Origin of the sequence: Bittarella massiliensis (ex Durand et al. 2017), from assembly GCF_001486165.1 — a bacterium.
In the GTDB taxonomy this organism is placed as follows: domain Bacteria; phylum Bacillota; class Clostridia; order Oscillospirales; family Ruminococcaceae; genus Bittarella; species Bittarella massiliensis.
This window is the reverse complement of the sequence record NZ_LN908975.1, coordinates 20862-33702: the sequence shown is the minus strand read 5'-3', so window position 1 is coordinate 33702 and position 12841 is coordinate 20862. Positions and strand designations below refer to the sequence as shown.

Here is a 12841-nt window from a genome sequence, read left to right as displayed (position 1 = left end):
GAAAGGCCGAAAGGCCTTTCTTTTTTTGCCGTTTGAAAAGAGAGGATGTTTCACGTGGAACAGAAACGGGTTGTTTGTTCCACGTGAAACATCTCAAAATAAGGAAAAAGGGGAGGAGGGTTTTTTTGAAAGGGGAGCTGTGCTATAATGGTCACAGACTTTGTGAAATGAGAGCACGAGGAGGCGGAGTGTCCTTGGGAAAAACCATTGCCATTGCCAACCAAAAGGGCGGGGTGGGGAAGACCACCACCGCCGTCAATTTGGCGGCCAGCCTGGGCGAACTGGGGAAACGGGTGCTTCTGGTGGACATTGACCCCCAGGGGAACGCCACCAGCGGCCTGGGGGTCAACAAGCGCGCCAGCGAGCAGACCACCTATGAGCTGATGACCGGTGACGCCGCCTTTGACCAGGTCGTGGTGCACAGCGCCTTTAAAAATGTCGACCTGTTGCCCTCCAGCATCCAGCTGGCCGGGGCGGAAATCGAACTGGTGGAGATGGCGGACCGCCAGAACCGCCTCAAAAAGACCATTGCCGAGGGCAAGGAGCGATATGACTACCTGCTCATCGACAGTCCCCCCTCCCTGGGGCTCATCACCCTCAACGGGCTGGTGGCGGCCGATACCATCCTGATCCCCATTCAGTGCGAGTACTATGCGCTGGAAGGGCTCTCTCAGCTGATGAACACGGTGCGCCAGGTCAAGCGGCTCTACAACCCCCTCCTCGAGGTGGAAGGGGTGGTGCTGACCATGTACGACAGCCGTCTCAACCTGACGGTGCAGGTGGTGGAAGAGGTCAAGCGCTACTTTGGGGCCAAGGTGTATGCCACAGCGGTGCCCCGCAACGTGCGCCTCTCCGAAGCGCCAAGTTTTGGCCAGCCCGCCCTCTATTACGACAGGGGTTCCCGGGGGGCCAAGAGCTATCTGGAACTGGCGGAGGAACTTCTCCGCCGAAATGGCGACAAGGCGGTGATTTAGAAGATGGCAACCAAGAAGAGAGGGCTGGGCAAAGGCCTGGACGCCCTGTTTGTAGACAATGCGGTGGAGAGTGAGAGCCGGGTCAACGCATTGCCCATTGCCGAGGTGGAGCCCAACCGGGACCAGCCCCGCAAGGAGTTTGACCAGGAGGCCCTAGAGGAGTTGGCCGCCTCCATCGCCGAGCACGGGGTTCTGCAGCCCATTTTGGTGCGCCCGGTGTCCGGCGGATACCAGATTGTCGCCGGTGAGCGCCGCTGGCGGGCGGCGAGATTGGCGGGGTTGGTGGAGATCCCCGCCGTCATCAAGGAGATGACCGACCAGGAGGTGGGACAGGCCGCCCTAGTGGAAAACCTGCAGCGGGAAGACCTGAATCCCGTGGAAGAGGCGCTGGGCTACCACCAGTTGATGGAGCAGTTTGGTATGACCCAGGAACAGGTGGCCAAAAAGGTCTCCAAATCCCGGCCAGCGGTGGCCAACGCTGTGCGGCTGCTGGGCCTGCCGGAAGAGGTGCTGGCCTTTTTGCGGGCAGGCAGTCTCACGGCGGGGCATGCCAAGGCGCTGCTCTCCCTCAAGGAGGAAGAGCTGGTGCTTCCCACCGCCCAGTTGATGGTGGAAAAGCACCTTTCTGTGCGGGAGGCCGAGCGCTACTGCAAGCGCCTCAACGCCGCCCCCAAGGCAGAGAAGGCGGCCCTCCCCCCCGAGCCCATCTTCAAAGAGGTGGAGTTGAGCCTCACCGAGGTGTTGGGCCGCCGGGTCAAGGTGACCACCGACGGCACCAAGGGGAAGTTGGAGATCGAGTATTTTTCCAAAGACGATTTGGTGCGGCTGGCCAGCGTCTTCAACGAAAAAATTTAGGCTTTCATCTGCCGGAGAGAGAAGGGGCGAGGAGTTTTGTACACACAGCATCTTTTGGTACCCGAACACCAGGCGGGCGCGTCGGGGGAGATGAGTCTGGGCTATATGATGCGCAATGTACAGGAGGTGGCGACCAACCACTTCGCCAGCCAAAACGGCCTTCCCTGTGACGACAAGGGCAGCTGGAAGGTGGCCTTTTTCATTGCCAACTGCCATCTGCAGATCACCCGCCCCCCGCGGGTGGGGGAGGAAATCGCGGTCGGCACCTTCCTGCGCCGGGTGAGCGGCGCCTTCTTTGAGCGGGACACCGAGATCCGCTCTGCCCAGGGGGAGATTTTGGTGCGAAGCTGCAGCAACTGGTTTTTGCTCGACCGGCAGAGCATGTCGGTGCTCAAACCCAGCGAGTGCCCCTATCAAAACGAGATGGAGGGCCGGGACTTCCCCGTCACCTCCCAGCGGCGGCTCCGCTTTTCCCCCGATGCGCTGCGGTGGGTGGGGGAGCGGACGATCCGCTACACCATGATCGACGCCAACGGCCACACCAACAACGCCGTCTACGGCGACCTGGCCATGGATGCCTGTTGGCAGGTCTTCGGCGGCCGCCAGCCCAGCGGAGCGCAGTTTGTCTTTAACCACCAAGCCAAGTTGGGCGACCGGCTTCAGCTCTTTGCCGCAGAGGAAGAAAGCGGCGTGCTGTTGGTGGGAAAAATTGGGGATGGCCGGGAGGCGCCGGACAGCAAAGAAGCCTGTTTTGTCTGTGTCCTGGAAAAATAGAGAGGGGTGGAGAAAGGCGTTCTCCACCCCTTTTTGGCACCCCTGAACGGGAAGGATCGAACCATTTTGGAAAGCGGTTTCCAAGTGGTGGGGGATAGGGGGCAGGGGGATAGGGGAAAAGGGGGAGGAAATCGCTTTTTTCTATTCTGTTTGCCCAAAAAAACGGAAAAAGGAGGGGACAAAATGTCCGCCCGCCTTCATTGCATAAGGCTATGCAAAATGATACAATAGGTATCAAATCAGACGACGCCACCAGAGGGAGCCGGCGCGCCGGCTCCCAGGACAACAAGGGGAGAGGAGAAAATATGGGTATTTTTGACGAGTTGGATTATGGCTATAAGTTTGCGAGAGAGGGCCTGACCTTCGACGACGTGCTGCTGGTTCCCGCCAAGAGCGAGGTCCTGCCGGCCGATGTGAGCACCGCCACCGTTCTGGCGGGGGACATTCGGCTCAACACCCCCTTCCTTACCGCCGCCATGGACACCGTCACCGAGTCGGCCATGGCCATCGCCATTGCCAGAGAGGGCGGTATCGGCTTTATCCACAAGAATATGACCATTGAGCGCCAGGCCGAAGAGGTCGACAAGGTCAAGAGAAGTGAAAACGGCGTCATCGTCAACCCCTTCTATCTCTCCCCCGACAACCTGGTGGCCGAGGCGGACGCCCTCATGGGCAAGTACAAGATTTCCGGCGTGCCCATCTGTGAGGGGCAGAAGCTGGTGGGGATCATCACCAACCGCGACCTGAAGTTCCTCGACAACTTCAACATCCCCATCCGCAATGTGATGACCAAAGAGGGGCTGGTGGTGGCCCCGGTGGGGACCACCATCGACCAGGCCAAAGAGATCCTCTGGAAAAACAAGATCGAAAAACTCCCCATCGTCGACGAAAAGGGCAACCTGAAGGGCCTCATCACCATCAAAGACATTGAGAAGGCCGTTCAGTACCCCAACTCCGCCCGCGACAAGAAGAGCCGCCTCCTCTGCGGCGCAGCCATCGGCGTCACCCAGAACATCCTCGATCGGGCCCGCGCCCTGGTCGAGGCGGAGGTCGACGTGCTGGTGCTCGACTCGGCCCACGGCCACTCCCGCGGCATCATGAGCTGCATTGAAAAGGTGAAAAATGCCTTCCCCGATGTGCCGCTGATTGCCGGCAACATCGCCACCGCCGCGGCCGCCAAAGACCTGATCGAGGCGGGCGCCGACGCGCTGAAGGTGGGCATCGGCCCCGGCTCCATCTGCACCACCCGGGTGGTGGCAGGCATCGGCGTGCCCCAGCTCACCGCCATCTTCGACGTGGCCCAGGTGGCCGCCCGCAAGGGGATCCCGGTCATTGCCGACGGCGGCATCAAGTACTCGGGCGACATCGTCAAGGCCCTGGCCGCCGGCGCCAACACCGTGATGATGGGCTCGCTGCTGGCCGGGTGCGACGAGTCCCCCAGCGACAGCGAGATCTACCAGGGCAGAAAATTCAAGGTCTACCGCGGCATGGGCAGCGTGGGCGCCATGTCCGGCGCCCAGGGCAGCCGGGACCGCTACTTCCAGGAGAACAACAAAAAGTTGGTGCCCGAAGGGGTCGAGGGCCGGGTCCCCTACAAGGGCTCGGTGTCCGACACCATCTACCAGATGTTGGGCGGGCTGAAAGCCGGTATGGGCTACTGTGGGGCCGCCACCATTGATGACCTGCGCAAGTACGCCCAGTTCATCAAGATTTCTGGCGCCGGTCTGCGGGAGAGCCACCCCCACGACATCTACATCACCAAAGAGTCCCCCAACTACTCCACCAACGAGTAAAAAAAGAGACTGGCAGCGCCGCAGGATTTTCCTGCGGCGCTGCTTTTTTGTCGCTTTGGTGCCCAAAACTTTTGGCGCTGTCGGGGGAAACAAATTGGATCGACAGAGGATTTTCTGAAAGGAGGCTGCCGAGGATGTAAAAAAAGCAATCATTGGGACAGAGAGGACGCGAAAGGATGGCCTAGAATGGCCGACCGATTGATGAGTGGGTGGTCATGTACGCCTGGCGGTTCGATACTCCTTGAGGGGCCAAGGTTGGGCGGTACTCTTTTGGGGTCGGTGCAAACCACCTGTTTTGTCAGTGGTTTCGATTGCTCCCATCCCTGGTATCAGGAGCCGTGATGAGGAAGCTGGGGCGACACTGGGCGAATGGGTTTTGCCGGCTCATCCGTCGAGGAAAAGAGGAAAAAAGGGAAGAAATATTGTATATTATAAGTAAGATATTACAAAATGTATTAAACAATCAATAAGAATAAACAGTCTTTTGGGGGAAACAATAAGAGAGCCGCCATTGGAGGGGAAACAGGGGAAGAGTTTGGCAAAAGGTGTTGACAAACAGCCCTGTTTGACGTATAATTTATAACGTTCTCTTGTGGTACCGCTTTCAGCGGTTCTGACCAGATTACATGTGGCGGTATAGCTCAGTTGGCTAGAGCATGCGGTTCATACCCGCAGTGTCATTGGTTCGAATCCAATTACCGCTACCAATTTGGCCCGATGGTCAAGAGGTTAAGACACCGCCCTTTCACGGCGGTATCGGGGGTTCAATTCCCCCTCGGGTCACCATGCACCATTGGGGCAGCCGCTGCACAAATTTGTGCAGCGGTTTTTTCGTGTCTTGCAACAGGAATAGGGGCCGGGTTTTCCACACGCAGTTCTGTGACTGTGGAAAACCCGGCCCTTTTTTGCGGAGGATCCTAAAGGAGTGGAAGAGGGCAATGGCGGTAGCAGAAGACGGCGGCCTATTTTGCGGCCACAGGGATTTACAGGTAGCCGATTTGATGGAGGATTTGGCGGAGGTCCCCCTCCTCCGCGATGTCGCAGTGGGCGTACACCGCAGTGTTCCAACTGTAGAGGGCCACGGCGTATGTCCCGTTGGCGCGCACGGTGTAACGGGCAAAAGCGCCGCCCTCCGCGCGCTGCTCCTCGCGGGCGCTATCACTCTCCGCCGCGTCACTGAAGGCGGCGCGAGCGCGCTCAAAAAAGGTGACGGCGGTGGTCTTGCTGTCAAAGCGATAGAATTCAAAGCGCAACCCGTTGCCGGTCGAGAGGACCACGTCCTCGATCAATGGGCGCTCTGCCAGATAGTCGCTGTCCAGCGGTACAGGGGTGTAGCCCTGGGCGAGAAGGGCCTCCTGTACCTGGGCGCTGCTGGCGGGCCGGGTGGGCAGATTGGCCGCCTGCAGGGGGAGCCAGATCATCAGCCCCAGCAGGGAAAGCGTCAGGGCGAGTTTGCCCACCTCAGAGGCAATGGCCCTTCCTCGGTCCCCTTCCTCCCGGAGGGTTTTGCTGCGGACGGTGAAGGAGAGGTTGACGGCGGTGGTGACGGCGGTGACGGCGGCCACTGCAATACCGGCATAGCCCAAGAACCGATCGAGGACAAAGGTGAAGAAGCTGAAGAGCGAAAGGTTCAGGCAGAGAACGGGGGAGACGGTGCAGAGCTGGTAGAGAAAGAGCAGCCGTCTGGTTTTGCCGGGTTCCGGCGAATGGCCGATCAGCCACCCCAGCACCCAGCGGTGGGGATGCAGACGGCTGTGTACCGCCCTTCGCTCTGCCAGCACCCGGTCGGGGCTGGTGGCGGCCGAGCGGCAGACCCTCTCAAACAGCCACTGGCTGCCCCAGTTGCTCAGGGGGATGAGGAGGGCGAAGGCGAGCATCCTGATGAGCGGTTGATCCACGGCAAAGCTCCTCTCTGTAATCACCTCTTGCGGCGGGGGCCTGGAAAAAGGGGCTGCCACCGGCTTTGCAAAAGAGGGGCGTGGAAATCCTTCCGCGCCCCTCTTCTCGCTGCCCGGCCTTTCCTTTAGCCGAAGAGGGCGGCGAACTTCTCGTCCTGGCTGGGATCGTGCACCACATAGCCCACCGCCACCTTGTCGCCGGCGGCCTGGGCGACGGCTGCCGCCCCCTCGGCTCCGAAGGCGCCGCACACCTCGATCAGCTCGATCCCCTCGGCGGCCAGCTCTCTGGCCTCCTCACAGGCGGCCTCCAGGCTGGGCACCCCGATGGTGGTGACCAGGTTCCCGGTGCTCTCAAAATAGGAGCGGTGACGGGCGGACTCGAACTCAGAGCCCATGATGAGAAAGGCGAAATGCAGGGGGTGGTCCATTGTCATGTCCTCCTTTAAAAAGGGGTCGGGGAGGTCGCGCCACAGGGCGGGACACTCCTGGGTGAAGCTGCAAAGCAGTCCTATGGGTAATATAAAATTCAACAATTCCACAGAGTTATAAACATTGGGGAATACAGGAACTTAATTATACTTTGCGAAGTGGTGGGAGGGGTTGAAGGAGTGGCTCTTTTCGGGGTTTAGACCGAAGAGGTCGCAGACCTGGCGGCGGGGAAGGTTTTTCAGGTGGTGGCGGGTGACCCCCTCGCCATAGGTGTAGAGGAAGAGGTCGCAGGCGTCGTCCCCCATCTGCAGGATGCTCTGCCGGCAGCAGACATCGCAAATTTTGTCCCGGTGGACCACCACGGTGTGGAGGGTGAACCCCTGGGAGTAGCGCAGGGTGTAGTAGCCATTTTTTTCGGAGATGCCGGTGGTGCAGAAGTCGCAGATGCGCACCCCCAAAAACCAGAAGATGGGCACCAGGGACATGAGAGAGACAAAGGAAATCAGGTCGTGCCAACTGGGCAGCAGCCAGCCGGTCACAAAGTAAAAGACCGGCACCGCCACCAAAAAGCCCAGGGGGTCGATGATGAATTTGAAGATGGAGAGCAAGTTGGGCTTGATGGTGCGGGGGGTGACCACAAATTCGGGCACCAGCCGCTCCAGATAGCCGAAGAGGGTGCTCTTGCGCGCCGAGGGGATGAGTACCGGCAGCAGCCCGTCGCTCTTGCCGTAGCCCGCGCACTTGATGTAGACCGAATAGAATTGGGCAATGCGGGTGAAGAGGGTCTGGCGGATGTCGATGAAGTGGATCTTGTCAAAGGCGACCGTGTACTCTCTGCCCACCAGCACCCCGCCGGTGATGAAGAGCCGGTGCTGGGAGCGGGTGATGCAGAAGTTGTAGTAGCGGGTCAGATTTCGCAGAAAGCTGACCCCCCAGCCGATGGCCAGCAGGGTGGCGATGAAGAGGGCCACCGGGGGGATGCCCACCGCCACCAACTGGGCCACGTGGGCCAGGGTGCCGTAGAGCAGGTCGGCGATCTGCTGGCCGAGGATGTCGCCCAACTTGGAGATGAAGGTGGAGCAGAACAGCACCCCGGCGAAGTAGTTGGTGGTGATGAGGGAGAGGATGACCACATAGAAGTTGCGGCACATGAAAATCTGCCGGTGGCTCACATCCTCCAACCGCTGGCGGACGCCGGTCGCCCCCAACAGCTCCACAGCGGCCCGCTTTTTGAGGGTGAGGGTGGCGTCGTGGGAGCGGGCGGAACCGGCGTCGGTGTCCAGCCGCAGGGTGACCGCACCAAAGGGCTTATACCAAAAGGGCTCCTCCAGGTAGAGAGAGGTCAGCCGGGAAAAGGGGAGGGAGACGGTGTGTTTGGCGAAGATCCCCTCGCTGATGTGGACGGCCTCAGGGGTGAAGTAGTAGTAGATGCAGTACCAGCGCAGTACCGCCATCCCGATGATGGCGCAGAGGGCCAGGATGTCCACCCAGGCGCCCGACAGCCACTCGGAGAAGGAGGCGCCAAAGGAGAGGGCGCCGCGGGCCAGGGGGATGATGAGGAGGAAGAGGAAGCTGCCCATGTTTTGAAAGACGGTGATGGGATGGGTGTGGTGTTTCAAATCGCTCCCCCCTTGCCCCCGGCCAGGCCGCCGCTTCCCTCGCCAGGGGCGGGGGAGAGGAGGCTGGCCAGCATGGCCGCCTTGGCCGAGGGGATGTTGCAGACATAGGTGCGGGTGCCGGCGGTGCAGACGCAGAGGGTGGCCACCCCGAAGAGGTATTGCAGGGGGGAGCGGGTCACCGACACCAGCTGGATGAGGGGGAGGCGGATGTGGTGAAAGCGGGTGTAGATCACCCCGCTGGCCACATAGAGGGAGTCCCCCTCCAACTTGTAGCGGTGCTTCCAGTACTTGATGGGAAAATAAAGCAGCCACAGCAGGGCAAAGGAGACCGCCCAGACCCAGACGGCAATGCGGTAGAGCAGGCCGTCCGGGGAGAGGAAGAGGTGCACCAGCACCATATAGACAAAGCCCAGCAGCAGGATGCGGATGTAGTAGATGAGCAGGGAGGAGAGGGACGGGCGCTCGTAGCCCGAGGGGATCCTCTCTTTGGGGGGCGTTTTCTTCACGGGGCACCTCTTTTCCAGCGGCGGCGACGCCGTTTTATATTGTATTAGTTTACCACATTTTTTTCCCTTTATCAAAGCGAAGGGGGGCGAGACCCGCCGGAAAAGGGGGCCCTTTTTCCCCTGTTCGGCAGGGCTAGGCAGGGGGATGGGAATGGCGCCTGTCAAGGCGGGGTAAACTGGCGGTGACGGGGGGCGCGCAGGATAGCTGCTTTACCCGGCTTTTACAAACCCTTTACCCAAACGGGGTGTTGGCCGCCCCCGCGCCGCTCTACAATAGAGCCATGGAAAGAAACCAGATATGACGTGAGAAGTGAGGAGAGAGACCATGAAAAAAATCATTGCGCTGTTGGCGGTGGCCGCCATCGCCCTGACCGCTTTTGCCGGGTGCGGCAGCGACGCCGGAGACCAGGGCGGCAGCTCTGCGGACGGCACTCCCAAGACCATCAAGATGTCCGGCTCCACCTCGATGGAGGAATTGGCCAAGGGCTTTTCGGAGGCCTACGGCGAGAAGACCGGCGCCACCATCACCGTTGAGGTGGGCGGTTCCTCCGTCGGCTTTAAGAATGTGGCGGAGGGCGTTTCCGACATCGGCAACGTCTCCCGCGACCTCAAGGACGACGAGAAGGCCAAGGGCCTGACCGAGACGGTGGTGGCCATCGACGGCATCGCCGTCATCGCCAACGCCCAGAACAAGGTCGAGGACCTGAGCGCCGACCAACTGAAAAAAATCTTCACCGGCGAGATCACCAACTGGAAAGAGGTGGGCGGCGAGGACGCGGCCATCGTGGTGATGGGCCGTGAGGCCGGTTCCGGCACCCGGGGCGCCTTTGAAGAGCTGCTGGGCATTGAAGACGCCTGCAAGTACGCCGAGGAGCTCAACGAGACCGGCGCGGTCAAAACCAAGGTGTCCTCCACCGCCGGCGCTATCGGCTATGTGTCCATGTCCGCCCTGGACAGCACCGTCAAAGGGCTGAAAATCGACGGGGTCGAGCCCACCGAAGAAAATGCCAAGTCGGGCAGCTACTCCCTCAAGCGCCCCTTCGTGATGGTGTCCAGCCCCAACGCCTCGCAGGCCACCAAAGACTTTTTGGCCTGGGCCGTCAGCGATGAGGGCCAGGAGATCGTCACCCATCTGAAGCTGATCTCCATCAAGTAAGATCCCCCAAACCAGTTCAAAGGTTCAATAGCCACGACCCCATAGCCCCTCCAAATGCAGAATGCGGACTCGCCCGGCAACCGCCCGCGGCACAGAGGTCCGTATTTTGCGGTTGAAAGGGAAAGGGGCGGCGACACGTGAGACGGCAAAGGAGAACGAGCGATGGCGAGCGCAAAGACCAGTCGGCCGGAAGGGGCGTCGGCCCCCCTGACCGGACGCAGGGCAATCAGACAGCGGGCAACCGAGTCGCTGATGAGCGGCATCTTTAAAGTGTGCGGCTGCCTGTCGGTGGTGGCGGTGGTCCTGATCACCGTCTACATGGTGGCGCTGGGGGCCCCCGGCATCGGCAAGATCGGGGTAGGCGAGTTCCTCTTCGGCACCGAGTGGTTCCCCACCGCCACCACCAAGGACCCCTCTTTCGGCATCCTTCCCATGATCCTCTCCTCCATACTGGCGACCGGGGGGGCGGTGCTCATCGGGGTACCCATCGGGCTGTTCACCGCCATCTACCTGGCGGAATTCGCCCGGGGGAAAACAGCCTCGGTGCTGCGGGCCATGGTGAGTTTGCTGGCCGGCATCCCCTCGGTGGTCTACGGCCTGGTGGGGATGATCGTGGTGGTGCCGGCGGTGGCCAAGGTGTTCGGGCTGCCCTCCGGCTCCTCCCTCTTCTCGGCCATCCTGGTGCTGGCGGTCATGATCCTGCCCACCATCGTCTCCATCAGCGAAAACGCCCTGCGCGCCGTCCCCAAGGAGTACCGGGAGGCCTCCCTCGCCATGGGCACCACCCGGGTGCGCACCATCTTCAAGGTGGTGCTGCCGGCGGCCAAATCGGGGGTCGCGGCGGGGGTCGTCCTGGGCATCGGCCGGGCGGTGGGGGAGACCATGGCGGTGATCATGGTGGCGGGAAACGCCGTCAACATGCCCGCCCTCTTTCAGAGCGTGCGGCTGCTGACCACCGGCATCGCCATGGAGATGGGGTACGCCGGCGGCCTGCACCGGGAGGCGCTCTTCGGCATTGGGCTGGTGCTGTTTGTCTTTATTATGGCAATCAATATTGTCCTTAACCGCATCATCAAATCAGACAGCAAGGAGGAGCGGCGATGAGAGACCTGACCAGGCGCCGGCACCGCGTCGGCGAACACCTCCTCCAGGGGGTCATCTACCTTTGTGCCTTCTCCACCGTGGCCCTGGTGGTGGCAATGGTGGGCTACATCTTCGCGCGGGGGCTCCCCTCCATCAGCTGGGAATTTCTCACCTCCTCCCCCAGCGTCCTCAAGGGGACCATCGGCATCCTCCCCAACATCGTCAACACCCTGCTGATGATCGCTACCAGCCTGCTTTTCTCCGTTCCGGTGGGCATCGGCGCGGCCATCTACCTCAACGAGTACGCCCGGGGCGGCCGGGTGGTGCGCCTCATCGAGTTCACGGTGGAGACCCTGGCCGGCATCCCCTCTATCATCTACGGCCTCTTTGGCCTGATGTTCTTTGTCACGGTGCTCAAACTGCAGACCTCCATCATCGCCGGCTCCCTCACCCTGATGATCATGCTGCTGCCCACCGTCATCCGCACCACGCAGGAGGCGCTCAAGGCGGTGCCCGACAGCTTTCGCGAGGGGGCCATCGGTCTGGGGGCCACCAAGTGGCACACCATCAAAACGGTTTTGCTGCCCACGGCCAAGGCCGGCATCATCAGCTCCATCATCCTGAGTGTGGGGCGGATCGTGGGGGAGTCGGCGGCCCTGATCTTCACCGCCGGCATCGGCGACAAGCTCACCGGCGGACTCTTCAGCCAGTTGGCCTCCTCCGGCGGCACCCTCACCGTGGCCCTTTACACCTACGCCATGGGGCGGGGGGAGAGCGCCGACCTGGCCTTTGCCATCGCCTCCATCCTGGTTTTGCTGGTGCTTGCCATCAACGCCCTCACCATGGCTTTGGGCGGCGCGGGCAGGCGGGAGAAGAAGGGTTGACGGGAGCGGCCCCGCTGGGGGACAAAGCGAAGTTTGGCCAGCCGGGGTGTCCGGCAGACGAGAAAGGCGGGAAACAACATGAGCAATGAGGCAGCGCGCACCGGCGGGCTGGGCGGCATTTCGGTCAGGGACCTAAACCTCTACTACGGGGAGAGCCAGGCCCTGAAAAACGTGAATATGGACATCTACCCCAACGAGATCACCGCCTTTATCGGCCCCTCCGGCTGCGGCAAATCGACCTTTTTAAAGACCCTCAACCGGATGAACGACCTGGTGGACGGGGTGAAGATCACCGGCGAGGTGTGCATCGGCGGGCAGAACATCTACGACCCCCGGGTGGATGTGACCCTGCTGCGCAAGGCGGTGGGGATGGTCTTTCAAAAACCCAACCCCTTTCCCATGAGCATCTACGACAACATTGCCTACGGCCCCCGCTGTCACGGGATCAAGGGCCGCCGCCAGCTCGACGCCATTGTGGAGGAGAGCCTGCGGGGGGCGGCCCTCTGGGACGAGGTGAAGGACCGGGTCAAAAAGTCGGCCATGGGGCTCTCGGGCGGGCAGCAGCAGCGGCTGTGCATCGCCCGCGCCCTGGCGGTGCAGCCCGACATCCTGCTGATGGATGAGCCCACCTCGGCTCTCGACCCCATCTCCACCATGAAGATCGAGGAGCTGATGAGCAGCCTCAAAGAGCGGTATACGGTGGTGATCGTCACCCACAACATGCAGCAGGCCAGCCGCATCTCCGACCGCACCGCCTTCTTCCTGCTGGGGGAGATGGTGGAGTACGGCGAGACCGAGCAGATTTTTTCCATGCCGCGGGACAAAAAAACCGAGGAGTACATCACCGGCCGCTTTGGATGATGGCCGCGC

General features: G+C 61.2%; 12 protein-coding genes and 2 tRNA genes. 10 read left to right on the top strand and 4 right to left on the bottom strand.

What is annotated here, in order from left to right; all coding sequences use genetic code 11:
• Positions 1-194 precede the first annotated feature (194 nt).
• The 6 genes from BN3266_RS00570 to BN3266_RS00545 all read left to right on the top strand — a co-directional run bounded on the left by BN3266_RS00570 (position 195) and on the right by BN3266_RS00545 (position 5182).
• The gene (locus BN3266_RS00570) at positions 195-974 is read left to right on the top strand and encodes a ParA family protein (protein ID WP_044992911.1); all 780 of its coding nucleotides are present in this window, start codon (positions 195-197) and stop codon (positions 972-974) included.
• Between the two features lie 3 nt (positions 975-977).
• Positions 978-1829, top strand: coding sequence for a ParB/RepB/Spo0J family partition protein (locus tag BN3266_RS00565; protein ID WP_059002963.1), 852 nt, complete (start codon positions 978-980; stop codon positions 1827-1829).
• Positions 1830-1865: 36 nt separating this feature from the next.
• Positions 1866-2603 carry an acyl-[acyl-carrier-protein] thioesterase gene (locus tag BN3266_RS00560; protein ID WP_075109628.1) on the top strand — a complete coding sequence of 246 codons (738 nt, stop codon included), beginning with the start codon at positions 1866-1868 and terminating at the stop codon, positions 2601-2603.
• A gap of 305 nt (positions 2604-2908) precedes the next feature.
• Complete coding sequence (gene guaB / locus BN3266_RS00555; RefSeq protein WP_059002960.1) at positions 2909-4396, top strand: IMP dehydrogenase; 1488 nt, start codon at positions 2909-2911, stop codon at positions 4394-4396.
• A gap of 630 nt (positions 4397-5026) precedes the next feature.
• Positions 5027-5103, top strand: a tRNA-Met gene (locus tag BN3266_RS00550).
• 4 nt (positions 5104-5107) lie between these two features.
• Positions 5108-5182 (top strand) — tRNA-Glu (locus tag BN3266_RS00545).
• Positions 5183-5379: 197 nt separating this feature from the next.
• Here the strand turns inward: BN3266_RS00545 and BN3266_RS00540 are convergent.
• The 4 genes from BN3266_RS00540 to BN3266_RS00525 all read right to left on the bottom strand — a co-directional run bounded on the left by BN3266_RS00540 (position 5380) and on the right by BN3266_RS00525 (position 8848).
• Positions 5380-6294 (bottom strand): hypothetical protein, encoded by a 915-nt coding sequence (locus tag BN3266_RS00540; RefSeq protein ID WP_154668909.1) that lies wholly within the window; start codon positions 6292-6294, stop codon positions 5380-5382.
• 125 nt (positions 6295-6419) lie between these two features.
• Positions 6420-6722, bottom strand: coding sequence for a DUF6506 family protein (locus BN3266_RS00535; protein ID WP_075109627.1), 303 nt, complete (start codon positions 6720-6722; stop codon positions 6420-6422).
• A 141-nt stretch (positions 6723-6863) separates the two neighbouring features.
• Positions 6864-8342, bottom strand: a complete 1479-nt coding sequence (locus tag BN3266_RS00530) for a PH domain-containing protein (RefSeq protein ID WP_059002958.1) — start codon at positions 8340-8342, stop codon at positions 6864-6866.
• On the bottom strand, positions 8339-8848 hold the full coding sequence (locus BN3266_RS00525) for a PH domain-containing protein (protein ID WP_059002957.1): 510 nt from the start codon (positions 8846-8848) through the stop codon (positions 8339-8341). Before BN3266_RS00525 ends, BN3266_RS00530 begins: the two co-directional genes overlap by 4 nt.
• Positions 8849-9173: 325 nt before the next feature.
• Here BN3266_RS00525 and BN3266_RS00520 point away from each other — a divergent pair, with 325 nt between their 5' ends.
• The 4 genes from BN3266_RS00520 (at position 9174) to pstB (ending at position 12832) form a co-directional block, all read left to right on the top strand.
• A complete protein-coding gene (locus tag BN3266_RS00520) occupies positions 9174-10004 on the top strand; it encodes a phosphate ABC transporter substrate-binding protein (protein WP_059002956.1) in 831 nt (276 codons plus the stop codon).
• Between the two features lie 162 nt (positions 10005-10166).
• On the top strand, positions 10167-11108 hold the full coding sequence (gene pstC / locus BN3266_RS00515) for a phosphate ABC transporter permease subunit PstC (RefSeq protein WP_195891581.1): 942 nt from the start codon (positions 10167-10169) through the stop codon (positions 11106-11108).
• Complete coding sequence (pstA, locus tag BN3266_RS00510) at positions 11105-11971, top strand: phosphate ABC transporter permease PstA (protein ID WP_021660041.1); 867 nt, start codon at positions 11105-11107, stop codon at positions 11969-11971. The genes pstC and pstA overlap by 4 nt, the downstream gene beginning before the upstream one ends.
• 78 nt (positions 11972-12049) lie before the next feature.
• A complete protein-coding gene (gene pstB, locus BN3266_RS00505) occupies positions 12050-12832 on the top strand; it encodes a phosphate ABC transporter ATP-binding protein PstB (RefSeq protein ID WP_059002954.1) in 783 nt (260 codons plus the stop codon).
• Positions 12833-12841: the final 9 nt, after the last annotated feature.